Annotated in this window: 26 protein-coding genes, 1 tRNA gene and 1 pseudogene; 20 read left to right on the top strand and 8 right to left on the bottom strand. The window is 38.3% G+C overall.

Annotated features, from left to right (window positions below; translation table 11 throughout):
* Positions 1-30 precede the first annotated feature (30 nt).
* Positions 31-1575, top strand: coding sequence for a 4-hydroxyphenylacetate 3-hydroxylase family protein (locus tag KN1_RS02505; RefSeq protein WP_221289267.1), 1545 nt, complete (start codon positions 31-33; stop codon positions 1573-1575).
* Between the two features lie 323 nt (positions 1576-1898).
* On the opposite strand, the gene sul7d is transcribed toward KN1_RS02505, so the two are convergent.
* Positions 1899-2096 carry a Sul7d family chromatin protein gene (sul7d, locus tag KN1_RS02500; protein WP_221289266.1) on the bottom strand — a complete coding sequence of 66 codons (198 nt, stop codon included), beginning with the start codon at positions 2094-2096 and terminating at the stop codon, positions 1899-1901.
* A 754-nt stretch (positions 2097-2850) separates the two neighbouring features.
* On the opposite strand from sul7d, the pseudogene KN1_RS15080 reads away from it, so the two are divergent.
* Positions 2851-3039 (top strand): annotated as a pseudogene (locus KN1_RS15080) (putative integrase); the annotation flags it as partial.
* A 15-nt stretch (positions 3040-3054) separates the two neighbouring features.
* Here KN1_RS15080 and KN1_RS02490 read toward each other — a convergent pair.
* Positions 3055-3130: transfer RNA gene (locus tag KN1_RS02490), tRNA-Pro, on the bottom strand.
* Positions 3131-3645: 515 nt separating this feature from the next.
* On the opposite strand from KN1_RS02490, the gene lysS reads away from it, so the two are divergent.
* Positions 3646-5124, top strand: coding sequence for a lysine--tRNA ligase (lysS, locus tag KN1_RS02485; RefSeq protein ID WP_221289265.1), 1479 nt, complete (start codon positions 3646-3648; stop codon positions 5122-5124).
* Here the strand turns inward: lysS and KN1_RS02480 are convergent.
* Positions 5108-6205 (bottom strand): site-2 protease family protein, encoded by a 1098-nt coding sequence (locus tag KN1_RS02480; protein ID WP_221289264.1) that lies wholly within the window; start codon positions 6203-6205, stop codon positions 5108-5110. The two genes, lysS and KN1_RS02480, sit on opposite strands and share 17 nt — an antisense overlap.
* A gap of 34 nt (positions 6206-6239) precedes the next feature.
* Here KN1_RS02480 and KN1_RS02475 point away from each other — a divergent pair, with 34 nt between their 5' ends.
* The 3 genes from KN1_RS02475 to KN1_RS02465 are packed head-to-tail and all read left to right on the top strand — an operon-like array spanning position 6240 to position 8407.
* Entirely contained in the window at positions 6240-6905 is a 666-nt protein-coding gene (locus KN1_RS02475) for a nucleotidyltransferase domain-containing protein (RefSeq protein WP_221289263.1), read from the top strand.
* Positions 6892-7425: a DUF1122 family protein gene (locus KN1_RS02470; RefSeq protein WP_221289262.1), complete on the top strand. Its 534-nt coding sequence runs from the start codon at positions 6892-6894 to the stop codon at positions 7423-7425. Before KN1_RS02475 ends, KN1_RS02470 begins: the two co-directional genes overlap by 14 nt.
* Positions 7406-8407 (top strand): radical SAM protein, encoded by a 1002-nt coding sequence (locus tag KN1_RS02465; RefSeq protein WP_221289261.1) that lies wholly within the window; start codon positions 7406-7408, stop codon positions 8405-8407. Before KN1_RS02470 ends, KN1_RS02465 begins: the two co-directional genes overlap by 20 nt.
* Here the strand turns inward: KN1_RS02465 and KN1_RS02460 are convergent.
* The gene (locus KN1_RS02460) at positions 8387-9409 is read right to left on the bottom strand and encodes an mRNA surveillance protein pelota (protein ID WP_221289260.1); all 1023 of its coding nucleotides are present in this window, start codon (positions 9407-9409) and stop codon (positions 8387-8389) included. The genes KN1_RS02465 and KN1_RS02460 overlap by 21 nt on opposite strands.
* A gap of 24 nt (positions 9410-9433) precedes the next feature.
* On the opposite strand from KN1_RS02460, the gene KN1_RS02455 reads away from it, so the two are divergent.
* Together KN1_RS02455 and KN1_RS02450 are read left to right on the top strand one after the other, a co-directional pair.
* On the top strand, positions 9434-9895 hold the full coding sequence (locus KN1_RS02455) for a GNAT family N-acetyltransferase (protein ID WP_221289259.1): 462 nt from the start codon (positions 9434-9436) through the stop codon (positions 9893-9895).
* A 40-nt stretch (positions 9896-9935) separates the two neighbouring features.
* The gene (locus KN1_RS02450; protein WP_221289258.1) at positions 9936-12281 is read left to right on the top strand and encodes a DNA-directed DNA polymerase; all 2346 of its coding nucleotides are present in this window, start codon (positions 9936-9938) and stop codon (positions 12279-12281) included.
* Here KN1_RS02450 and dnaG read toward each other — a convergent pair.
* From dnaG to KN1_RS02430, 4 genes are read right to left on the bottom strand one after another with little or no spacing between them, the layout of a single operon-like run.
* The gene (gene dnaG, locus KN1_RS02445) at positions 12271-13506 is read right to left on the bottom strand and encodes a DNA primase DnaG (RefSeq protein WP_221289257.1); all 1236 of its coding nucleotides are present in this window, start codon (positions 13504-13506) and stop codon (positions 12271-12273) included. The two genes, KN1_RS02450 and dnaG, sit on opposite strands and share 11 nt — an antisense overlap.
* Positions 13507-13523: 17 nt before the next feature.
* Entirely contained in the window at positions 13524-14606 is a 1083-nt protein-coding gene (locus KN1_RS02440; protein WP_221289256.1) for a tyrosine--tRNA ligase, read from the bottom strand.
* A 45-nt stretch (positions 14607-14651) separates the two neighbouring features.
* A complete protein-coding gene (locus KN1_RS02435; protein ID WP_221289255.1) occupies positions 14652-14981 on the bottom strand; it encodes a hypothetical protein in 330 nt (109 codons plus the stop codon).
* Between the two features lie 44 nt (positions 14982-15025).
* Positions 15026-15430, bottom strand: coding sequence for a secondary thiamine-phosphate synthase enzyme YjbQ (locus tag KN1_RS02430; protein ID WP_221289254.1), 405 nt, complete (start codon positions 15428-15430; stop codon positions 15026-15028).
* Positions 15431-15466: 36 nt separating this feature from the next.
* Between KN1_RS02430 and KN1_RS02425 the strand changes: the two genes are divergently transcribed.
* From KN1_RS02425 to KN1_RS02370, 12 genes are read left to right on the top strand one after another with little or no spacing between them, the layout of a single operon-like run.
* Positions 15467-16750 carry an AIR synthase related protein gene (locus KN1_RS02425; protein ID WP_221289253.1) on the top strand — a complete coding sequence of 428 codons (1284 nt, stop codon included), beginning with the start codon at positions 15467-15469 and terminating at the stop codon, positions 16748-16750.
* A 25-nt stretch (positions 16751-16775) separates the two neighbouring features.
* Positions 16776-17306 carry a 30S ribosomal protein S13 gene (locus KN1_RS02420; RefSeq protein ID WP_221290485.1) on the top strand — a complete coding sequence of 177 codons (531 nt, stop codon included), beginning with the start codon at positions 16776-16778 and terminating at the stop codon, positions 17304-17306.
* A gap of 10 nt (positions 17307-17316) precedes the next feature.
* A complete protein-coding gene (locus KN1_RS02415; protein WP_221289252.1) occupies positions 17317-17856 on the top strand; it encodes a 30S ribosomal protein S4 in 540 nt (179 codons plus the stop codon).
* Positions 17840-18238 carry a 30S ribosomal protein S11 gene (locus KN1_RS02410; protein ID WP_221289251.1) on the top strand — a complete coding sequence of 133 codons (399 nt, stop codon included), beginning with the start codon at positions 17840-17842 and terminating at the stop codon, positions 18236-18238. Before KN1_RS02415 ends, KN1_RS02410 begins: the two co-directional genes overlap by 17 nt.
* Before the next feature lie 15 nt (positions 18239-18253).
* Positions 18254-19048: a DNA-directed RNA polymerase subunit D gene (locus KN1_RS02405; RefSeq protein ID WP_221289250.1), complete on the top strand. Its 795-nt coding sequence runs from the start codon at positions 18254-18256 to the stop codon at positions 19046-19048.
* The gene (locus KN1_RS02400; RefSeq protein ID WP_221290484.1) at positions 19045-19401 is read left to right on the top strand and encodes a 50S ribosomal protein L18e; all 357 of its coding nucleotides are present in this window, start codon (positions 19045-19047) and stop codon (positions 19399-19401) included. Before KN1_RS02405 ends, KN1_RS02400 begins: the two co-directional genes overlap by 4 nt.
* On the top strand, positions 19398-19871 hold the full coding sequence (locus tag KN1_RS02395; RefSeq protein WP_221289249.1) for a 50S ribosomal protein L13: 474 nt from the start codon (positions 19398-19400) through the stop codon (positions 19869-19871). The genes KN1_RS02400 and KN1_RS02395 overlap by 4 nt, the downstream gene beginning before the upstream one ends.
* Entirely contained in the window at positions 19864-20277 is a 414-nt protein-coding gene (locus KN1_RS02390) for a 30S ribosomal protein S9 (RefSeq protein WP_221289248.1), read from the top strand. The genes KN1_RS02395 and KN1_RS02390 overlap by 8 nt, the downstream gene beginning before the upstream one ends.
* 5 nt (positions 20278-20282) lie before the next feature.
* Positions 20283-20483, top strand: a complete 201-nt coding sequence (locus KN1_RS02385; protein ID WP_221289247.1) for a DNA-directed RNA polymerase subunit N — start codon at positions 20283-20285, stop codon at positions 20481-20483.
* Positions 20484-20493: 10 nt separating this feature from the next.
* Positions 20494-21171 (top strand): 30S ribosomal protein S2, encoded by a 678-nt coding sequence (gene rpsB / locus KN1_RS02380; RefSeq protein ID WP_221289246.1) that lies wholly within the window; start codon positions 20494-20496, stop codon positions 21169-21171.
* Positions 21168-22028 carry an AmmeMemoRadiSam system protein B gene (gene amrB, locus KN1_RS02375; protein WP_221289245.1) on the top strand — a complete coding sequence of 287 codons (861 nt, stop codon included), beginning with the start codon at positions 21168-21170 and terminating at the stop codon, positions 22026-22028. The genes rpsB and amrB overlap by 4 nt, the downstream gene beginning before the upstream one ends.
* Positions 22021-22686 carry a hypothetical protein gene (locus KN1_RS02370; protein WP_221289244.1) on the top strand — a complete coding sequence of 222 codons (666 nt, stop codon included), beginning with the start codon at positions 22021-22023 and terminating at the stop codon, positions 22684-22686. The genes amrB and KN1_RS02370 overlap by 8 nt, the downstream gene beginning before the upstream one ends.
* The last annotated feature ends 1 nt before the right edge of the window (position 22687 follow it).

Here is a 22687-nt window from a genome sequence, read left to right as displayed (position 1 = left end):
TTTAAAAACTTTAAACACCCATTTACTCACATGGGACTAAGAACTGGAGAACAGTATCTAGAGGCAATAAAAGTTAGGAATAAAGCGGAAATTTATGTTTTAGGAAAAGAAGTAAAGGACGTAACTACTCACCCATTCCTTAAGCCCTCAGTAATGGCTTTTAAAGCTACGTTTGATGCTCCTTGGGAAGAAGACACAAAGGAGTTAGCCAGGGCATGGAGCCCTTTTATTAATGAAGAGGTAAACAGGTTTAACCACATTCACAGATCCCCAGAAGACCTGGCAGCCAAAGTTAAACTGCTCCGAAAGATAAGTCATAAAACTGGGGCTTGTTTCCAGAGGTGTGTAGGATTTGACGCATTGAATACTCTCTATATTATAACGGAACTAATGGCTCAGAAAGGAAAGACAGAGCCCAAGGAGAAGTTCGTTGAGTACCTTAAAACGGTACAGAAAAAAGACCTAGCACTTGCTGGGGCTATGACTGATGCTAAAGGCGTAAGGACACAGAAACCCAGTCAGCAAAAGAATAAGGACGCTTACGTCAGAGTAACGGAGGTCACGAAAGATGGTATTTACGTTTCTGGTGCAAAAGCTAACATAACCGGAGTTGCAGCTAGCGAAGAGATAGTAGTATTACCCACTAGGGCTATGGGTCCGGAAGACCAAGACTACGCTGTAGCTTTCTCGATACCTACAGATACTGAAGGGATAAAAATAGTTGTAGGTAGGCAACTAAACGACGCCAGAAGGATGGAGGAAGGGGATATCGATGCTTTACCCTATTTCTATAATCACGAGGGTTTAGTAATATTTGATAACGTATTTGTACCGATGGAGCGTGTATTCCTCCTTAAGGACTGGCAGTACACATCACAGCTAGTTGAGATCTTCTCAGCATATCATAGGCAAGGATACGGCGGGTGTAAAGCCGGGTTAGGAGACGTAATTATAGGAGCTACATACAACTTAGCTAAACAGATAGGAGTAGAGAAAGCATCACATATTCAAGAGAAAATCACAGAGGAGATCTTCCTTACAGAAACTATGTACTCAGCTGGTATAGCTGCTAGCCTAAACGCAGTCCAACCGTGTCCCAATTGCTGGTGGGTAAACCCTATGCATGCTAACGTTACAAAGCACCTAGTAGCGAGGTTCCCTGCGCAGATATCTCAACTAGCAATAGATATAGCTGGTGGAATAATAGGCACAGCACCGAGTGAGTGGGACTTAAAGAACCCAAAACTTAGGGAGTATATAGCAAAATACCTTCAGGGCGTTGAAGGTTATACGGCTGAAGACAGATTAAGGATGGTCAGATTACTAGAGAATGTAAGTATGGGAGTAGCATTTATGATAGAATCAGTCCACGGTGCAGGAAGTCCGGCAGCACAGAGGATAATGTTTAGTAGACTATACGACTTAAACTACTCAGAGGAAGTAGCAAAGAAGTTAGCAGGGATGAAATCTAACGTAAGGTTTACGGAAAAAGCCGAACCTTGGAGAGAGACAGAGACGGAAAAACTTGCCAAGAGTAAAACAGCTCCCTCAACAGAAGATAAATTAAGTAAATGAATATACTTTCTTTAATATACTTTTCCTCATTTGGATTTGTCTAGATATTTAATGAGGACATGTTATTTTATTTATTTTTACCTGAAAGTTTGATTAAAAGCTTTGAGCTTTATCTTTGATGTATAATTTTAGGTAGCTTATCTGATGCGGTTCATGCTTATTTAGTGAACTCTATTTTTCTAAGTTTAGTTAATTTTTTGGAAGGCAAAAATTTTAACTCAATGACGTAATTGAAGTGCTATCTGAAGGTAATTAGAAAGAAAAAGGTATTAAATAGGAGTGATTTATAAAAAAATAAGTTATCTAGCTCGTTTTTTATAGATTTACTTTCCTTTTTCGGCTTTGGCTAACATGTCTAGTAACTCTTTAGGGGCGTCTTTCTCGCTTACTGCTCCCCTACCGGTCTTTCCGTTGTCGTCATAGGTAAACGATATCATCTTTCCTACTCTCCACACTTTCTTTATCTTAGAAGTATCTACGGACTTTTCCTCTCCCTTATACTTGAACTTTACTGTTGCCATATCTTATCAAGGTATCTTGCGATACTATCATAAATAAACCTTACGGTATTAAGTTGAGTCATACTTATGATATTCTCTTAATTATTTTCACGTAAATATGGATATGAATTTTAATGAAAAGAGATTAATAATAATTGGTTTGTCTAATTTGATTCTCTAAGGGAGAATGTAGAAAGTTTGAAAAAAGAAACATATAAACGAAAGAAATTACCTTACTTGTTTATGTGCGTTCTATATAAAATAGTAAAAATCTGCGTTAAATATCAACTAATAAATAAGATAATATTATTTTATTTCTAATGATTAAAAGAGAAAATAGACTAAAATTAATCAGGAATATTTTATAGTAAGTCTAGCATAACCATTTAGGTATAAGGTAAATTAAGTATAGTAGGTAAGTTAGAGTCTTAGCTAAGATAGCTTCCTAAGAAGAACTTTTTGACAACCAAGGTACTCTAACCTTTAGTAAAAGCGGGAAAAATGTTAACAAAATACGTTATAAGTATTGGTAATCAATATAAGTAAAATTAAATAAATAAAATATAGTAAAGAAGTTAGAACCAAATTTTTCTATATCTTAAATTTCCATTAAGATAGATATTACCTAAATCCTAATTTTGCGATCATAGAAGTGGAATGCATAATGAGCCTTCATGCTACTGTGTAACGCAAACTATTACCACCGCGGAATTTTTACCGTCTTCTTTAAATTTGACGGCTGAACATGGCAATAGCCCAGTGCTTTTAAGCTTATATGAGGGAAAAGGGGTGTAGTTTAAATATGAGTTATAAGGTTTTCTCAGCTGGGCAATATAAGATACGTCAGAGAGGAAAGAAGTATTACGTGTATAAGATAGAGAAGGGTCAAGACGGTAACGCGAGGGAAACTTACATTGGTCCCTTAGACAAGATAATTGAATTCTACATTAGCAGTGGGGGTTTGGGGGTACTCCCCAAATGGGGGCGGCGGGATTTGAACCCGCGACCACCAGGGCCCAAGCCTGGCATCCTAGTCCAAGCTAGACTACGCCCCCATGCATCTTAATTTTACTCATATAAGGTATTTAAAATTTTACTAATAGCCTTAGGTGTGTTCAATAATTTCTATTCACTATACTATAAGAGCTTTACAAAATAGAACATTAGATATATTTATCATTAGGCATTACAAGTAAGATATCTAGTTATTCACAATATTTTCAGATTTACACTTCATGAAATAAATTATAAGCTAAACTGAATTTTTCTTTAAATATATCGGTGTTCTTTGTTCTTCATATTTCTTTCAAAAAAGTAAGGTTAAATACGATATGTTTATCATAATTTATATTATTATGTATTATGTTAAGATCGTCCTAATTACAAACCTTAACACTTATCTTGTCTGATGGCTCTAGTAAATAGTTTGATTCTCTATGTATATTCATCTAAACCTCGAAGTTCTATAGTCTTAGTTGTGGGTAGAGGAGTAACATAAATGTTCCTTAACTATATATATAAGTTAAACACTAGGCTTATTTCCATCGCAACTAGATTATAGTGATCACACTTGAAATGGGATGAGCGAAGGATATCTGTTATTGAAGAGTTAAGGAAAAAGGGTATAAATCCATACCCTCAGAAATACGAACTGACCCATACTATCCCAGAGGTTAGAAAGCTAGAAAGGTCAGATAAGCCTACGGAACCTTTTATATTCGATATTTCTACCGCAGGTAGAGTGGCTAATATAAGAAGGCACGGTAAGATCTCTTTCGTAGATATTTTCGATGAGGGTGAAAGGCTACAGCTCCAATTAAGAGTGAACGAGCTTGGGGAGAGGTACGAAGAGTTCTTTAAGTTTGTAGACCGCGGTGACATTATAGGTGTAAAGGGCGATCTTATGTATACTATTAAGGGAGAATTAACTCTCAGAGTAAAGGACTATACTATGCTTGCAAAGTCGTTAATAGAGCCCCCTGATTGGACTAAGATGTCTGCAGAATTTCGTTACGCACATCGATATGTAGACTTTCTGTATAACGACTCTGCGAGAAAAGCAATGGAAATCCGATACTCCACTATCAGGGCTATCAGGGAGTTCTTGTATTCACAAGGTTTTATCGAAGTTGAAACTCCTATCCTTCAACCCGTGTACGGAGGTGCCTTAGCTAAACCGTTTAAGAGTCACGTTAACTACCTTAATGAGGACTGGTACTTGAGGATATCTCTTGAGCTCTACCTGAAAAGGTATATAGTTGGGGGTTTTGGTAAGGTCTTTGAAATTGGTAAGGTCTTTAGGAATGAAGACATAGATGTTACTCATAACCCTGAATTCACTCTGCTGGAGCTCTATTGGGCATACGCTGATTACAATGACATTATGAAGTTAACAGAGCAAATTATTCAGGAAGCTGTAAAGAAAGTTAAGAACGATTTGAAGATTACATACACGATAGGCGAGAGAAACTATACGATAGAGTTCTCCCAGTTTAGGAAGGTGCCTATGTTAGACGCGGTATCCGAAGCATTAGGTAAAAATGTAGAGGAGATGACTGAAGAACAGCTAAAGGAGCTTATGAAGAAGTATGAGTTAAGACCTAGAGGGGACACATATGTTAAGGGCCTAATGATAGAAAAGCTGTTTGATAAACTAGTAGTCCCTAACTTAATTCAGCCTACTTTTGTGATAGACTATCCTATTGAGACCACTCCACTGTGCAAGCCCCACAGGTCTAAACCGGGATTGGTTGAAAGGTTCGAGCTATTTATCGCAGGGATGGAGTTAGCTAATGCGTATACTGAACTTAATGACCCCATACTTCAAGACCAGTTATTCAGGCAAGAGCAGGAGATGTTTAAGAAGGGAGATGAAGAGGCCCACCCATACGATAAGGACTTTATAAGGGCGCTAAGTTACGGTATGCCTCCTACTGGAGGGTTAGGGATCGGCATAGATAGGCTAGTGATGCTATTTACGAACAACATGAGTATTAAAGAGGTCGTACCGTTCCCCATGTTGAGCGCGAAAGTTATTGAGGAGGACTAATAGACAGTATTATAGCCCCTATTAGGATTAACAATAGGACGCCTTGAATTGTATATGATACGTTTTCACCTAGCCCTATTCTTTTAATTAATTCTGTGAATATTTTTCCTCCATCGGTAATTATGAGCGGTGCTCCATTGAGTAATGCTAAGCTAAAGTTTATTGTAAACATCCAGTATGCAAAATCTAGAATAGAGTAGAGAAGGGGTGGGTAATAGTACGTTATATAGACGCCTATTTTGTGGTCCGGCGTAGTATTAATTGCCTTTGTTATTATACTACCGTTAGGCAATAGTAGAGTTATCTCCTGCCTAATTGACTGGTCTAAGTAATAACCTAATTGTTGGGGTGTGGTTACAGTGTGGTTATCTACTTTTATAATCACGGAGTTAATAGGGATTGAAGCATTATAAGCAGGGTAATGTGGTACTTCGGCTACTATTTGAAGTCCTTGAGAAACAATTGGTGGGACATAAAATACTAAAGGGAAAAACAATGCTGCTAAAATTAGGTTTATAGCTATCCCTGCTGAGATGACTTTCAGTTTAGCCGTTAAGCTAGACGCTATAAATTCGTCTTCATCAGGCTCTACAAATGCACCGGGGAAGAATAAAAGAAGAAGGAACCCTCCTCCTTTCACCTTTATTTTATTTGATGTTGCTGAAACAGCGTGAGCTAATTCGTGTAGTGTTACCGAAATACCTATCGCTAATAAAAGCCACGGGACTTGGTTAAGCCCGATAGTTATTCCGGGTATAATAGGTGTTAGCTTAGGCGCCTGGGCTTGGGCGACCTGACTAGGAGATATGAAGTAGGCATTCAATAGGTTGATGAACACATAAACTACTAGTGAGATACCTCCTAGCATAGAGATAATACCGAGGGCTAGCGCTGCTTTTTCAAACGTCTTATATGACTTTTTTCTGGCTAGGTTAGGAAACCACTCGCTTCTTGTACCTTTTTTCCAGAGTAAAAGGAATGGATATATCTGAAAACCGCGTCCTTCAAGCCTCTTCCTAAGTAGGTATAATGACGCCCAAAAGACTATTAGACCGATGAAAAATAACTCTACCGCGTTCACATTTTATAACTAATTTCAGTTACTATTAAATCAGATGGAAATAGAATACTCTGAACTACACTGGAAGTTATTGGCTGAGAAACGAGATAGAGCTATGGTAATCCTTTCTAGGTTACGCAACCTTTCGCTTGAGGGTAACGTTTACGGCTCAGTAGCCCGAGGAGATGTAAATAAAGATAGTGATATAGATATAATAATTTTTTATCCTGATTTATTAAAGTTAGACCTTATAGAGGCTGACCATAAGTTCATAGTCCAGGCTACTCCTTTTTCAACTCCTAAGGCCTATATATCACTGGACTTGGAAGAGAAAGAAGTGATATCCTTTCCCTTATCTAAACTTTCAAGAAAAGAAGTAGAGTTTTATTATTTTGGTGGTATGATAAATGCACAAGAGATTCAAAAGGGTTTGAGGGTAGTCGGTGTCAATAAAAAATTAATGATAATAATACCGTCGGAAAAGGGGCACTTAGAGATTCCTTTAAAAGGCAATGAAGATTATGCAGCAAAACTTCTTAAGAACGTGTCTTATGACACGATCTTTGAAAGGGAGCGGTTATTAACGAAGAGGGAAGAGAGAGGTCATACGGGAGTTTTCCTTAAATATGTCCTAGATAAGGAAGAGAGTTTTGAGAACGCTATCAGGAATTTATATAAGAATAACAAATACTTCAGAAGGGCTATCGATGCTGAGAGGTAGAGTAGGGAGTGTTTTGGAAATAGAAAGTAAAGATATTAAGTCAACGCATATTAAAGAATTAAAGACTTTTACCGTCTTAGTTAACGGTAAAGTATTAGGTAAGGCATATTATTTTTCGGGTAGGGGAGATTATTATCCATGGTTAGAAATAGATTATGACATTTGGCTGAGAAAAGATGGGCTAGAAGTAGACTTCTTCTCGTTTATCTACCACTTTCTTCCTCCGGGGGGTAAACTGTTTGTAACGTATTTGAAAGATCCCGATACTAGGAAAATGCTTTTACAAGGGTATAACCCTGCTGATACTCCCTTAGGGTTTTCGCTATTGAAAGCCGGTTTTACTTGGTTTAAGGATTGGTATTTCCCAGAAGGTGGGAATGAAGGAGTACCTAAATTACAAACTAATAAAGCTTTTAACGAACTTGATGAGCTGAGAGAGCTTAAAGATCTACTAAATGAAGTTAAAAGGGAAGAAGTAAGGAGATATATAGAGGAAAGAATTGCTAAGGGGAAATCCTGATATCGGAGTTTATAATGCACTTCCAAGAGGCTGTGAGCTGTGCAGATTGGGGGGTAAACTAGTAGTATATATAACGGGTGAGTGCGGGGATAATTGTTACTATTGCCCAGTTAGTACAGAACGTTTTGGTAAGGACGTAATGTATGCTAATGAAGCTGAGGTAAAATCCCTTTACGATTTTATCTACGAAGCTTATAGGATGAATGCAGCTGGTGCGGGGATAACGGGCGGAGACCCCATACTCGCTATCGGGAGGTTGACAAAGCTCATAAGGTTATTTAAAGACGAGTTTTCGTCTGATTTTCACGTCCACCTTTACACCAGTGGAAGATATGTTACTAATGATGTATTAAGGGAACTAGAGAGGGTAGGATTGGACGAAATTAGGTTTCACCCGGTAAAAGAGGATTACTTAAAGGCCGTGGAGAAGGCATTAAAGTTCAGGTTTGATGTAGGTATAGAAGTCCCCTCTATTCCTCATGAAAAAGAGTTCCTGGAGAGAATTGTTGAATGGGGTGTTAAGAAAGGTGTTAAGTTCATAAATATAAATGAGTTAGAATTAACCGAAAGAAATTACCAGTCCTTGAACGTACAAGGGTATAGGGTAAGCCACGGGCTAACAGGCGTAAAAGGGAGTGCTGAATTAGCTCTGTCACTACTGAGGAAATATGAATCTAAAAATGTAGCTTTGCACTATTGTAGTTCAGTTTATAAGGACGTAGTAGAGACTAGAACGAGGTTTTTAAGGATCATTAAATATTCTGCAAAACCCTATGAAAACGGAACCCCAGAAGGCACAATAGTTAGGGCAATTGTAAAGAGTAACAGTGATTTATCAGATATTGGAGAGAAAATTGGAGAAGGGATGTGGTCAATTTCACCGGATTTCTCCAGTCACTTTTCGGAAGTTGTCTTAGTTGAGGAACATCCAGACCAGAGAAGGCTAAGAATAACTGAAAAGCTAATTAATTCTAAAACGTAATAGAGCTACAATACCCGTTAAGCTCTTAACTTGATAGTATATTGTAGAATCTCTTGGTACTATCATAACCCTTCCTTTTTTCCTCTCTACCTCCTCCAATAGGGGGTCAAACTCTTCCCTCTTATCTGAAGCCAGAAAATCCTCTAACAATAATAAGGTGTCTACAGCCCCGTAGTCGACGGCCTTCTGGACGTCATCCTTACCGTAAGCTACTAATCCGGTATCTTTCGATATGTTCTCCATAATTTTTTCCATGACTTTAACCTCTTCAGCTAACTCGTAGTCTCTGTAAACTTGATCTATGATATCTCTCCTCAGAATTTCGTTCAATCCGTTTCTTGTTGCAGAGGATACGCTATCTAAGTACAATTTTATACCCTGTTGGAGGTGTCTCGCTACTATTTCTTTAAACGGTCCTGGTCCAGCGAGGATTAGGACATTAGTCGAGAGCGATAATAAAAAGCTCTTTATTTCTTCCGCCACAGTTTTTGCATTTTCTTCAATGATCCCTTCATTCTCTTTATTAGGAGTGGGTAAGCTCCTCTCCGCTAGTACTCTGACGCCTTGTGCCATCGGTGTTGCTATTATATATTCATCAAAATCAACTAACGCTATGAGTAATTTACCTTTTTTCTCTGCTTGTCTCTTTATCTTTTCTAGTGCAAATTCAGACCATTTATCCTTGATTATTACTATTTCATCTCCGATATCCAAGTTTACTGTATGGTGTGCTCCTTTTATTCCAAACCTTTCTGGTGCATCCAGGATAATACCATGGATCCTTAACCTAGAGGTGTATTGTTGAAACTCAGTATAATCAACTTGTAGCTCGACCGTCATTGGTATCCTTCTGCTGTCTTTACCTAGACTTACGTCTCTAGTAGTCCTCGCAATGACTTTGTCCCCTTTTTCGAGGATCAGGTGTAGAACCCATAAGTCGTCTTCATCTTCGACGTATAATCTTATAAGGTTTTCCTTTTCGTCAATTTCTAAAATCCTCATTGCTAAATAAATTAGTGTTGAAATTTGATAATTATAACTAATGCTAGCGAGGAGGATCTCAGGCAAATTTATGAGGTTGAGATAGAGAGCTTTGATAATCCTTATCCGTATTCATTACTTAAAGCGTATTATTTTTTATCGGGCGATCTCTTTATCGTTGCAAAAGATGAGCAGGGGAGGATTAAGGGCTATTCGCTCGGCATAATCCAATACGGGTATAGAGGTCATGTGGTGTCCATAGCTGTAAGGAAAAGTGAAAGGAAGAGGGGGGTAGGCTCTTTACTCTTAAGGGAGTTAGAGACGAGGTTTAAGGGGAAGGGGTGCTCACACTCATATCTTGAGGTAAATTATAAGAATGAGGATGGTATTATTTTCTACAAAAAACTTGGATATATTGTTGTAAAGTTACAAGTTAACTATTATGGAAGAGGGCAACACGCTTTTATAATGGTTAAAGACTTACTAGATAGGACTGGCTTTGAATGACTGATTGCCTTTATAATACATGAAGAACGTTATATAGTTTATGATTAAAGACTTTTTCATACTTGATTTTTCATATGACGTTATTGACAATATTCCAGTTATCTTCATTTGGGCTATTGATTCTGAGGGTAACAGAGTAGTCCTTTTAGAAAAGAATTTTAGACCATACTTCTATGCAGTAGTCGAAGAAGATAAAATAAATCAAGTAATAGAAGAAATAAAGAAGATAAGTAAAACAAACTCTCCAATTACTGATATAAGGTTAGTTAACGGGAAGAAGCTGTTTGGTCAACCTATATCGGTTTTGAAATTAGAAACCGTTATCCCTGCATATGTCCGTATTTATAGAGATGACGTAGCTAAAGTAAAAGGAGTCAGACAAGTACTAGAGGCAGACATAAGGTTCTATATGAGATATTCCATAGACCTTGATATCAGACCATTTTACTGGATAAGTGCAGATGTACAAGAAACACAAAATGGAAATTTTAGAGCTAACAAGGTATACGAGATCAAAGAGATAAAAGAAAAGTATAACGGACCAATACCTAGATTAAGGAAATTATCGTTTAGTATCGAGGTCTATTCTAAGCACGGTTCCCCTAATCCAAGAAAAGACCCTGTGATAGTAATTAGTGTAAGAACAGATAATACTACTAAGACGTTCGTATCGACGGATTTAGACGACAAACAAATTATAAAAGATTTTGTGTCGTTTATTCAAGATTATGATCCTGACATAATTTACGGGTTTAATAGTAATAGCTTTGATTGGCAGTATCTACTAGAGAGGTCGCATTCTAAAGGAATTAAACTGGATATAGGACGAAGGATTAATGGTGAGCCTTCACAAGGGGTCTACGGCCATTTTTCTGTAACCGGTAGACTTAACGTAGACTTAGCCGGGTTTGTTAACACTATTTCAGAGGTAAAATTAAAAACGCTTGTAAATGTATGCGATTATTTAGGGATCGTAAGGAAAGAAGATAGAGTTAACTTGGACTGGTATGATATACCAAAATTTTGGGAGGACAAAAGTAAGAAGGACTTAGTAATACGGTATGTAGAAGACAACGCTAAGTCTGTGTATCTCCTTGGGGAGTCATTTTTACCTTTCACCATAGAGTTGACAAAGATAACTGGTTTACCTCTTGATCAGCTCTCTATGGCAAGCGTTGGATATAGAGTTGAGTGGCTATTAATGAGGGAATCGAATAGGTACAATGAGTTGATACCAAACAAGGAAGAAAGGACCGTAGAAAGTTATGAAGGTGGGTTGGTGATTCCTCCGGTTCAGGGGCTTCATGAGAACGTAATAGTCTTGGATTTTTCCTCGATGTACCCGTCAATCATGATAAAATATAACGTAGGACCTGATACCTTAGTTAAGGGTGAATGCGATAATTGTTGGGTTTCTCCCATAGGGCATAGGTTTAGGAAGGAGCCACCTGGTCTTTATAAATTCGTCCTGGAAAACTTAGTCAAAGAGAGAAAAGAAATAAAATCTAGAATTCAAGAAATAAAAGATGAATATGAGATACGTCTGTTGAATGAAAGGCAAAAAGCACTAAAAGTTATGGCTAACGCTTTTTATGGGTATATGGGTTGGGCAAATGCTAGGTGGTATAGTAGAGAAGGCGCTGAAGCAGTAACGTCTTGGGGAAGGAATATCATAACCGAGGCTTCTAAAATTGCTATAGAGAATGGGTTTAAGGTAGTATACGGTGACACTGATTCAATCTTTATTAAGGGTAATGGTGATCTAAATAAACTTCAAGATATAATTTCCCAGAAATTTGGTATAGAGATTAAGATAGATAAGGTCTACCGCCGTATATTCTTTACAGAGAGTAAAAAAAGGTATGCTGGGATCACGGAAGATGGTAAAATAGACATAGTCGGGTTTGAGGCCATTAGGGGCGATTGGTGTGAATTAGCAAGGGAAGTACAGAAGAATGTTATCGAGATAATTCTTAGAACCGGTAAAGTCGATGAAGCTGTAAGATATGTAAGGAAGGTCGTCTTATCTTTAAGAAGAGGGGAATTTAAAGTTGAAGACTTGATAATATGGAAAGGACTAGATAAGGATGTAAACGAGTATACTATTACTGCTCCTCATGTTATCGCTGCAAAAAAAGCATTAAAGGCGGGATACTTAGTAACCAGAGGGAGTAAGATCGGATATGTGATTGTAAAAGGTAGCAATAAACTTTCAGAAAGGGCTGAACCATACTTTCTAGTAAGAGACAACTCAAGGATTGATATATCATATTATGTTGAGAATCAGATTATTCCTTCTGCTATGCATGTATTGAAAGTGTTTGGGGTAAAAGAAGATTCCCTTAGAAGTGGTGGGACAGACATTTTAAGTTTCTTTAAGAAATGATATCTGAAATACTTAAAAGTTCCAGGTTTTTTGGCCTTTTTGAAATTCCCCCTATTCTTGCTCCTACTAACATCTTAATATTTTTAGAAGATGCTAAGTCAACTAACCTCTGCGTTATTACACCATCAAATACTATATATCTTATTTTATCATCGTTTGTACTTTCTAGTTTTTGTACTATATCTCTTACTTGAATTCTTTCTATAACATTCCAGTTTTCATCATATAAAATTCCTTCCAGTGTGCCTGGGAGTTTCTTAATATCTTCAACTACATTAGGAGGTATATTTAGAGTGATTTGTTGTTGGACAGGCTTTTGGACTTGCTCTTCTTGAAGAGTTACGTTAGTGACTGAAATAGGTTTGGTTTCAGGTGCTATTGCGTCTCTTATAGCTTGCTGGGCTTCTTGCTGTTTCTTCAAATATTGTGTTACCGTCATCATATTAGAAAGTGCTTTCGCTATTTCCTTACCCGTTAGTTCCTCTACTTCTTTTCCTGCAGGTGCCCTTGCTACGTAGTCTAATTTTATATTACTTAGCATTAGTTGCTTAAGTATTAGGTCTCCGCCATGATCACCGTCTAGGAACGCAATGACTGTTTTCTTCTGCTTAGCTAAGTCTATAACACTTTGTGGAATTTTCCCAGTAGCTCCTTCAATAGCTATTGTGTTTCTATAACCGTATCTGAGGAGGTTTATTACATCTGCTCTTCCTTCTACTATTATAAGTTCTGGATCTTTTTCTACGTCTGGTCCAGCAGGTAACTTTTCTGGTCCATATTCGATGATTTCGCCAGTTTTTACAGCTGATGAGATCTCGTATATTACCTCTCTAATGTCCAACGTCTTTACTTTAGACCAATTAGTAAGTATTTCCTTTGCCCTATCTATTATTCTCTTTATCTTCTCTTCTCTGATATCCTGTATTTCGACAAGTTGGAACTTAGCATTATAAGGGCCTACTTTGTCTACATTTTCAACCATTGCTGCAATCAGAGCTGTTTCAATTCGGTCGAGGTTTGATGGTATTATTATTGTTCCTTCGCTTCTCCCTTTGTTTGTAATTATCTCTACAGATATCCTTCCTAACCTTCCCTTATCTTGGAGTTCTCTAAGGTCAAAATCTTCTCCAAATAGATTTTCTGTCTGGCCGAAAACCGCTCCTATAACATCAGGTTTATCTACTATACCCTCCACTTCAAATTTTAGTACTACATTATATTTCATTTCTAAACACCTTTTATTTATCTAGTCACACTTTTTTCTATATCAGAGATCAGAGTTTCAAACTTAGACTTAGAGTACAGACTTTTTCTTATCGGTTCTAAGATCTCATTAAGTTTTCTTGCTGTCGCAAGCTTTAAGTCTAATGGATGCAATTTTCCTTCTGCAAAAGTCCTCTCCAGTTCTTCATATGTCTTAAATTCTATGTCTCCACCGTATTTCGCGTCTCTCTCCACCTTTAGTGTGCCCTTATTTGCGAATATGATATACTTGTTAATTTGTAATACGGGGTTATCTTCAATTACACCTTTCGGGCAATAAGCACTTCTCAGCTTTGCCTCTACTAACTCCGGTGGGTCGTGCACAAAGATAGCTGTTTCAGGTTTCGATTTGCTCATCTTTATTGACGCTAGGTAGTCATCCTCATCCATTCCTTGTGCGTTCATCCTTTGTCCTCCTTGAAGGCTAACGAGCAGTGGCGTATGGACAGCAATTACTTTTTTCTTACCTACTTTATCCGCTACATCTCTAGCTAACATATGTGCTTTCCTTTGGTCTGTCCCCCCTAAGGCAATGTCCAGGTCTTGGTAGAAAATATCCGATACCTGCATCGCAGGATAGATCAGTTTAGACGTGTCGAGTTCGGCTTCTTCAGCTTTTCTGCCCATAATTGTAAGTGCTCGTTTCATCCTCGCTAGGCTAGTATTCTTAGCTACCCTTATTACAAGGGCCCAATAATTAGGGTCTTTCACAAAATCTTCAGCATAGACAACTCTAACTTTACTCATATCAACCCCGTACGAGTTTAATACATCTACGGCATATTCGCCAGCAAGGTGTATCCTTTCTAGATCACCACCTAACTTATCATTGATCCATGCATGCCATGTTGCTACTAATAGCGACATCTCTACACCGGCTTCAACTAAATCCTTGACTTTTTGCCCCCAAATAAGCCAACCTATGTGAAACAGTCCACTTGGCTCAAATCCAATATATCCCTTAAGTTTCGTTCCTTCTTCTAGTTTTTTCTTAAGTTCTTCTAAGGTTACTATCTCTTCAGTGTTTCGCTTTATGAGGTTTATCTTTTCCTCGACGCTCAAAGTAAGCATCCCCAAAATAAAGAGGCTAAAATAAAATAAAAAATCCTATTCTTCAGCTAGTTGTTTGAGGAATAAAACTACGGGATGAGTTTTACCTAACCTTTCTACAAGGTCGTTTATTATAAACTCAAGGTCGATATCGTTCTCGATCACTTTTTCAATAAGGGTCTCAGTAAATTTATAATAATTGAAAAATTCTCTCTCATTTAAAGAGTCCTCTTCTCCGTCAAAAAGCTTGAAGTTATCGCTTGTTTTCTCACTTTCCTTTATTTTTCTGATTAACAGGGTAAGGTACTCATCAACTACTTTTTCTATACATGAAGAAGTAGTACACAATTCTACTTTATCAATTATTGTTAGGTGCGATGGTGGCATAATCAGAGCCCGAATAATATTGTAAAAATCAACTAAAAAAGCTATTATTCTCCCATACTTTTAACGAGTATAGTACGAGTCCTTGGTCCATCGAACTCTAATAAAATTACCCTTTGCCATGTACCTAGGTCTAGTCTCCCATTAGTAATTGGTATTACTCTGGAATTCCCTATAATAGACGAGATCACGTGTGCATGTCCGTTATTATCAATCATGTTGTGGTTGAACTCTCCATCGGGTGGGACAAGCTTTTTAGCCCATTCCACATAGTCCTTCATTAACCCTTTTTCCGCTTCATTTATAGTTACTGCACAAGTAGTGTGTTTTACTATAACATAGGCTACCCCTTCATTAACGCCATTTATATTTTCTTGGACTAAATCTGTAATGTCTATACTTTCAAATCTAGTTTTAGTTTTTACTTGGAATTCCCTTGAAAATACCTTCATATGCTTAATTATTGAAAGTACGTTATTTATTTTAATATGGACTTAGAAGGAATAGCTAGAAAGCTTTATCCAAATATAGATGTAGCTAAGAAAAAAATAATAGAAGAGTTAGAATTTTACAAAGGTAAAGACTTTGAGTTAAAGGAGGAAATAGCAGATGCTATAATAGAAGAAGTCAATAAGTCAATTAAGTCTTCCGAATATAACCGTCATCTTCTTTCCTTTCCAGTCACCGGACTTAAAGCAGGAGAAGCGGGTCTTGGGTCTAGAGGGAAGGGAGATCACATTATCCATGAGAAAATATTAGAACTGAGCAATTTAAATTACTTCGAGGACGCTAGAATTGCAAAGAATGTAGTCGTGTCTGTAGATGGGATCCACTCCAGGCTAGCTTACTTCCCTTATTTAGCCGGTTTTCACGCTACTAGGGCGGCTATAAGAGATATTATGGTGAAAGGTGCAAACCCTTTAGGTGTTATCGTAGACATTCATCTTTCAGACGACAGTGATCTAGGGATGTTACTCGATTTCGAGGGAGGAGTCCTTACAGTCACCGATTATTTAGGAATTCCGATACTTGCCGGCAGCACATTAAGGATAGGGGGAGACCTCGTAATCGGGGAAAGGATTAGTGGAGGGATAGGTGCTGTAGGATTAATAGATGAAAAAAGCTCTTACTTATCAAAGGAAAATGTAGAAGAAAATGACTTTATTGTCATGACTGAGGGAAATGGGGGCGGGACAATAGCTACTACTGCGATATACAATGGGTTTTATGACGTTATAACTGAAACTTTATCGTTATCCGATCTAGGTACATGTAAAATAATTAGAGAAGATGACATAGTAAAAAGGATTCATAGTGCTACAGATGTGACGAACGGCGGTATTAGGGCTACCGCTTATGAGCTCCCAGAAGGATTAGGCATACAACTTAACGCGGAAGTCTACTTATCTTTAATAAATAAAAAAGTGTATGAGATGCTATTAGCCTTAAATATAGACCCACTTGGTCTGTCAATAGACTCTATAGCTATATTCACAAAGGAGCCGGACTATGTCATTTCAAGACTGAAAGAACGCGGTATTAGGGCAGAAATAGTAGGTAGAGTAGTTAAGTCACGTAGCCATAAGCTAGTGGATGAAACGGGGAAAGTCCTAGAGATGAAGTTTAGGGAATCCCCTTATACACCAGTAAAGAAAGTCATAGGTAATAGGACTAGCTATAGCGAAGAGCTCATCAGGGAAAGGTTGAATGAGGCCCTTAAGTTCGTTAAGGAGAAAAAGGAAAACGTATTGAAAACTTTAAAAGTAAGTTAGTTATTAGGAGTATAAGCTGATGCTAATGTCGGAACAGCAACAGTTTAAATATATAGTCAGGCTTTTTGGGCAAGACGTAGACGGTACTATGAAGGTGCCCTACGCCCTTGCGATGGTGAAGGGTATCGGTTATAATACTGCGAGGGCTGTGATAACTAAGTTAGGGTTAGATAAAGATAGGAGGCTGGGAGAGTTATCAGATGAAGACATAAAGAAAATTGAAGATTATTTAGCTAATAAAAAGATCCCTGACCTTCCTCCATGGTTGTATAATAGAAGGAAAGATTATGAAAACGGTGTAGATTTACATTTAGTTACTTCAGATCTAATTTTCTACGTCAGAAATGATATAGAAAGAGAGAAAAAGATTAGGAGTTGGAGGGGAGTAAGGCATTCACTAGGGTTAAAGGTTAGAGGACAGAGAACAAGGACTACTGGAAGAACTGGGACTACTATAGGTGTAAGGAGGGCAAAAGGTGCCCAGCCACAAGCACAAGCTCAACCTAAAGCACAAGCTTCTGGTGGTTCTTCTGGTGGTTCTCAGGCTAAAAAGTGAGGTGAAGTAGATGGGAGATCCGAGGAAGAGTAGGAGAAAGTGGTCCGGACCGGGTCACCCCTGGATAAGAGTAAATCTAGATAGGGAGCAAGTCCTGATAGGGAAGTATGGGCTGAGGAATAAAAGAGAATTGTGGTTAGCACAAACAATAATAAGGAACTTCAGGCACCAGGCTAGGTCTCTGTTAGGTTTGCCACCAGCTGAAAGAGCAGTAAGAGAAAAACAGCTAATTGCTAAGCTTAATAGGATGGGTATACTAGATAAGGAAAGTGCTACTGTAGACGATGTCCTCAGCTTGACAGAGGAAAACTATTTAGAAAGAAGGCTACAGACTATTGTATACAGAAAAGGACTAGCAAGAACGATATACCAAGCGAGGCAATTAATAACTCATGGTCATATAGCTCTTGGGGGTAAGAGAGTTACATCACCCGGATACATAGTTCAAAGGGGAGAGGAGGACATGATCGATTATTACCCTACATCCCCGTTTAAACAGCATCCACCTACACAAGCTTCTGGAGGTGAAGTGAATGTCCAGCAGGCGTGAAATTAGATGGGGCCAAGCTAGGATATATGCATCTCAGAATAACACAATAATAACGATAACAGACTTGACGGGTGCGGAAATAATTTCTAAGGCGTCTGGCGGTACCGTAGTTAAAGCTGATAGAGAGAAGCCGTCTCCGTACGCCGCAATGTTAGCGGCTAATAAAGCTGCCAGTGACGCCTTTGATAAGGGCATTTCTGCAATTCATATAAAAGTTAGAGCTCAAGGAGGCTACGGTTCAAAAACGCCAGGTCCAGGTGCCCAGCCTGCTATAAGAGCTTTAGCAAGGGCAGGCTTTATAATAGGGAGGATTGAAGACGTAACACCATTACCTCATGATACTATTAGGAGACCAGGCGGAAGAAGAGGAAGAAGAGTATAACCTATAGTGTTTGCCATGACGATTTCTATTTTAAGTAAAGGAAATCTTTCTTTATCGATGGTAATATCAGATTATCCACTAGAATTTCTGAACTCTATTAGAAGGGCTTCGATTCTATTCGTGCCTACTATGGCAGTGGACGAGGTTTATTTTATAGAAAATAATAGTCCTCTCTACGACGAAATTTTGGCTCACAGGCTCGCACTAATCCCATTCACATCAGATGAGGCACTAGAGCACTATAGATCGCCAGAGGAGTGTGCTGATTGCAAAGAGAATTGTGAAGGGTGTTACTCTAGAGTTTATCTGCAGGTTGAGGTTAAAGACCAAGCCTCATTAATGGTATATTCAAGAGATCTCAAGTCAGAAGATCCTGCAATAGTACCAACAAGTGATACATTACCAATAGTTCTTTTAGGTCCAAGGCAAAAGATCTCTCTTGAGGCTAAACTGAGGTTAGGGTACGGAAAAGAGCATGTGAAATTTAGTCCGGTTTCTGTTGCAGTTTTAAGATATTACCCCAAAGTAGAGATTATAGATAACTGCGAAAAAGCCGTAGAGGTATGTCCCGAGAAGGTATTTTCAATAAAAGACGGTAAAGTAGTTGTGTCTAATGAAATTGCTTGTACGTTATGTGAGGAGTGTCTAAGGCATTGTAAAGGTAAAGTATCTATCTCACAAGTGGAAGGTAAATATATACTCGAGATAGAATCTACTGGTAGTTTAAAGCCAGAGAGAATTTTAATAGAGGCGAGTAAAAGCATATTACGCAAATTAAATGAATTAAAGGGTAAGTTAGGGGTCGCATAAGTATGGCAAGCACAAATATAATGCTAAGAAAACTCGTACATACATTAGAAAAGCAAAAGAAAAGTCTTTGGAGGACTGTAGCTGAGGAATTGAGTTCGTCTTCTAGAAAAAGACCCTATATTAATTTATACAAGATTAACAAATATAGTAAGCCAAATGACATTATAATAGTACCGGGTAAAGTTTTAGGAATAGGGTCACTTGATCACCCAGTTACAGTTGTTGCGTTATCCTTTTCTAAGACTGCTAAAGAAAAAATTGAAAAAAGTGGGGGTAAGGTTATGAGTTTATATAAGGCAATCCAAGAGCTAAAAGATTTTAAAGGAAAGACTGTGAGGTTGATGAAGCAATGAGCAATCAGGGGCAGAGTTCACAGACTAAGGCTACTGAAGTCGTAGTTGTGAACGCTGAGAACCAAATTTTAGGTAGAATGTCGACCCATCTGGTAAAGTTACTTAAAGAAGGAAAGAAAGTAGTGGTAGTTAACGCAGAAAAAGCGATAATTAGCGGGCCAAGGGCAAGGGTTATTCAAGGCTACACTCTTTTATTCACTGTTAGAAGTATGCAGAACCCTGCTAAGAACGGCATTAGGAGGCCCAGAAACCCAATAAATATTGTAAAAAGGACAGTAAGAGGCATGTTACCTAAAAATAGGCTAGGGAAGCAATACTATAAGAATCTTATAGTTTATATAGGTATTCCTAAGGAGTATGAAGGGAAAGAAATGGTCAGATTTGATGATGCTGACGTAAGTAGATTGAAAGGTAAATATATAACCGTAGCAGAATTATCTAAAGCCATAGGAGGTTATGTAAATGGCTGAACAGCAGACTGTTGTAATTACCTCAGCCAGAAGGAAAATGGCTAGGGCGAGGTGCTATCTCACAGCTGGTAAGGGTAGAGTTTATGTAAATGATATTCCCGTGGAGCTTGTTCCGATTGAAGTTATGCGGATGAAAATAATGGAGCCTCTAATACTTGCAGGGCAAAGTATACACTCTGCAGTGGATGCGAGAATATATACGAGCGGCGGAGGTGTAATGGGACAAGCTGATGCGGCACGAATGGCTCTAGCTAGGGCTCTAGTTAAGTTTACGGGCAGTAAAGAACTAGAACAAATATACAAATCATATGATAGAACTATGTTAGCCGGAGATCCGAGGCAGACTGAGTCAGAGAAGTGGATGAGATATAGTGCAAGGAGATGGAGGCAGAAAGCCTATAGGTGAGTATAATGATTGTCCCTATTAGATGTTTTACTTGTGGTGCGGTAATTGCGGACAAGTGGGAGCCTTTTATAACTAGGGTTACAGCTGGAGAAGACCCAGGCAAAGTGCTTGATAGTTTAGGTATAAAGAGGTATTGTTGTAGGAGAATGCTTTTATCTCATGTAGATATTATTAGGGAGGTTATACATTATACAAGACCTATTTGAGGTGAACTAGATGAGTGAACAAGAAAAAGGAGGACAACTATCTGAGGAAGAGAAGGCAGAACTGCAGAAGACGGAAAAAGGTCAGCTAATAGAGTTGTTAGTACCGCTTGATACGTACTTATCTTCGGGTGTTCATATAGGGACACACACTTGTACAGCGTATATGGAAAGGTTTATTTATAGAGTGAGGCCTGAAGGATTATACGTACTTGATGTAAGAAAAATTGATGAAAGGTTGAGAGTTGCTGCTAAGTTCCTTGCTAAGTTTACACCAGAAGGGATACTGGCAGTCGCATCAAGGCCTTATGCTTATACTCCTACGCAAAAGTTCGCTCAGATAATAAGAGGTAGGGCTATAATAGGAAGATTCCCACCCGGTACGCTGACGAATCCTTACTTATCTGACTATATAGAACCTGAAGTACTTGTAGTTACTGATCCTAGGACGGATCTACAAGCTATAAAAGAAGCATCAAAAGTAGGGATACCAATAGTAGCATTTTCTGATACTGACGCAAAAGTGGACTTCATAGATGTAGTAATACCAGCTAACAATAAAGGGAGGAAGTCCTTAGCACTGTTATACTGGACTCTTGCAAGGCAAATATTGAGAGAAAGGAAGGAAATCCCCGTAGACGGAGATATACCTGCACGGGTTGAAGACTTTGAAACGAGGCTGGCAGAATGATAAGAATACCAGCAGTAGCTGGTGCGTTTTATGAATCAGATCCTGAAAAACTGAAAGAGCAAATTAAAGAATGTTTTTTGCACCCACTTGGCCCAGGTAAAGTACCTTCTATCCCTTCACAGAAACCCTCACAAAGAGATAATATGTTTTTTATAGTCCCCCATGCGGGCTATATGTATAGTGGCCCTGTTGCGGCTCACGCTTATTATTATTTAGCCCAAGAAGGTAAGCCTGATACAGTTATTATTTTAGGCCCTAATCACACTGGCTTAGGCTCCTTTGTATCTATTTGGCTTAAAGGAAAATGGAGGACCCCTTTAGGCGAAGTAGATGTTGATGAAGATGTCGCGATGGAACTAGTTAGGTTAAGTGGAATAATTGATATTGACGAGAGGGCACATTTATATGAACACTCGGTAGAGGTTCAGGTACCCTTTCTCCAGTATTTATTCGGTTCCGAATTTAAGATAGTCCCTATAGTCATTATGATGCAGACAACGGATGTGGCTGAAATGCTAGCAGATAGTATATATAAGGTTATAGAAATGAACGAGAAGAAAAAGGACATTGTAGTAATAGCTAGTAGCGACTTAAATCATTATGAGCCACACGATAGAACTATTGAGAAGGATAACCTTGCTATAGCTGAGATCGAGAAATTGGATTATAAGGGTCTTTTTAAGGTGGTTGAAGAAAAAGATGTTACAGCCTGCGGATATGCACCTATTATGACCGTATTGTTGTTAGCCAAAAAATTTGGAAAGAAGCCTTACGTATTAAAACATGCTACTTCTGGGGATACTTCTGGGGACAAGTCTTCAGTTGTGGGTTACTTGTCAGTGAGGTTCGGTGATTAGTCTTCCTATACCTCTTCTGGGTATTCCTCTTAAAGGGGTAAATAATCCGATTTTAGTTGCTTTTGGAGAGTTTGATTCAAGAGTTGTAAAAGAAGGTAAAACAAAGTTACCGTCAAAATTTTTCGAATTATTCGAAGAGGCTACAGGTTTTAAGTGCGACATTTCGATAGGCTTCGATAAATATCTACCTTTCTCGTCATCTTATATTTATTTATCTGATTTATTTTTTAGAAAAAGTATAGAGGAATGTGATATACCGATATCTGAAAATGAGATCCAGGAGACTCTCTCGATGATAGATGATGCTCTATTCGACTCTGAATTAATCAGGGCGTTGCGGGCAGCCTTCAAGTTGGGCGTCCCGGTTCTCTATAGAGATGAAGAAGAACCTATAAGGTTATCATTATCTAATTTTCCTTCACTGTATTTGTTCAGCTATCCACTAGATTTGTCCTCGTTGAGATATGTGGATAACTCCCTAATACATCTAGTCGGGATGATCCCTTTAGATTACGTAGAGACAAAAGATACTAATTTGCTTGGCGTAGAAAATGGCTTATGGACTTCTTTGTACGGTATTCCTTTCGTATTGAGGAAGGACTGGAAATTAATTTGGGATTTAAATTATGTTACAGCAATAGAGGTTAGGGGTGTATAGG

Origin of the sequence: Stygiolobus caldivivus, from assembly GCF_019704315.1 — an archaeon.
In the GTDB taxonomy this organism is placed as follows: domain Archaea; phylum Thermoproteota; class Thermoprotei_A; order Sulfolobales; family Sulfolobaceae; genus Stygiolobus; species Stygiolobus caldivivus.
The sequence above is the reverse complement of the archived record's forward strand: the minus strand, read 5'-3'. Positions and strand labels throughout refer to the sequence as shown.

Coding starts and splice junctions, on each gene's coding strand:
- KN1_RS02505 (WP_221289267.1), top strand. CDS start 31: ATGGGACTAAGAACTGGAGAACAGTATCTAGAGGCAATAAAAGTTAGG.
- sul7d (WP_221289266.1), bottom strand. CDS start 2,096: ATGGCAACAGTAAAGTTCAAGTATAAGGGAGAGGAAAAGTCCGTAGAT.
- KN1_RS02475 (WP_221289263.1), top strand. CDS start 6,240: ATGGAAATAGAATACTCTGAACTACACTGGAAGTTATTGGCTGAGAAA.
- KN1_RS02470 (WP_221289262.1), top strand. CDS start 6,892: ATGCTGAGAGGTAGAGTAGGGAGTGTTTTGGAAATAGAAAGTAAAGAT.
- KN1_RS02460 (WP_221289260.1), bottom strand. CDS start 9,409: ATGAGGATTTTAGAAATTGACGAAAAGGAAAACCTTATAAGATTATAC.
- KN1_RS02450 (WP_221289258.1), top strand. CDS start 9,936: ATGATTAAAGACTTTTTCATACTTGATTTTTCATATGACGTTATTGAC.
- dnaG (WP_221289257.1), bottom strand. CDS start 13,506: ATGAAATATAATGTAGTACTAAAATTTGAAGTGGAGGGTATAGTAGAT.
- KN1_RS02435 (WP_221289255.1), bottom strand. CDS start 14,981: ATGCCACCATCGCACCTAACAATAATTGATAAAGTAGAATTGTGTACT.
- KN1_RS02430 (WP_221289254.1), bottom strand. CDS start 15,430: ATGAAGGTATTTTCAAGGGAATTCCAAGTAAAAACTAAAACTAGATTT.
- KN1_RS02425 (WP_221289253.1), top strand. CDS start 15,467: ATGGACTTAGAAGGAATAGCTAGAAAGCTTTATCCAAATATAGATGTA.
- KN1_RS02420 (WP_221290485.1), top strand. CDS start 16,776: ATGTCGGAACAGCAACAGTTTAAATATATAGTCAGGCTTTTTGGGCAA.
- KN1_RS02415 (WP_221289252.1), top strand. CDS start 17,317: ATGGGAGATCCGAGGAAGAGTAGGAGAAAGTGGTCCGGACCGGGTCAC.
- KN1_RS02410 (WP_221289251.1), top strand. CDS start 17,840: ATGTCCAGCAGGCGTGAAATTAGATGGGGCCAAGCTAGGATATATGCA.
- KN1_RS02405 (WP_221289250.1), top strand. CDS start 18,254: ATGACGATTTCTATTTTAAGTAAAGGAAATCTTTCTTTATCGATGGTA.
- KN1_RS02395 (WP_221289249.1), top strand. CDS start 19,398: ATGAGCAATCAGGGGCAGAGTTCACAGACTAAGGCTACTGAAGTCGTA.
- KN1_RS02390 (WP_221289248.1), top strand. CDS start 19,864: ATGGCTGAACAGCAGACTGTTGTAATTACCTCAGCCAGAAGGAAAATG.
- KN1_RS02385 (WP_221289247.1), top strand. CDS start 20,283: ATGATTGTCCCTATTAGATGTTTTACTTGTGGTGCGGTAATTGCGGAC.
- rpsB (WP_221289246.1), top strand. CDS start 20,494: ATGAGTGAACAAGAAAAAGGAGGACAACTATCTGAGGAAGAGAAGGCA.
- amrB (WP_221289245.1), top strand. CDS start 21,168: ATGATAAGAATACCAGCAGTAGCTGGTGCGTTTTATGAATCAGATCCT.